General features: G+C 62.6%; 1 protein-coding gene. It reads left to right on the forward strand.

Features of this window, described 5'->3' with window-relative positions; translation table 11 throughout:
* The coding region (locus tag ACLJNW_RS24640; protein WP_410961279.1) for a phosphoribosyltransferase family protein at nucleotides 1-278 on the forward strand (278 nt) is incomplete at both ends.

Genomic DNA, 278 nt, shown 5'->3' on the forward strand with positions numbered 1-278 from the left:
GTCCTACCTGCATGCGACCCGTTACCGCAACGAGACCTCCGGCGGCGAACTGTTCTGGAAGGCCAAGCCGGAAATCTCCTTCATCGACCGTGATGTGCTGATCATCGACGACATCCTCGACGAAGGGCACACCCTCTCGGCGATCATCGACTTCTGCAAGCATGCCGGCGCACGCGCGGTGCACACCGCCGTACTGGTGGACAAGGAACACGAGCGCAAGGCCCGGCCTGACCTCAAGGCCAGCTTCACCGGCCTCTACTGTGCCGACCGCTACGTGT

This window comes from Salmonella sp. SAL4457 (genome assembly GCF_046548235.1).
Taxonomy (GTDB): domain Bacteria; phylum Pseudomonadota; class Gammaproteobacteria; order Enterobacterales; family Enterobacteriaceae; genus Salmonella; species Salmonella enterica.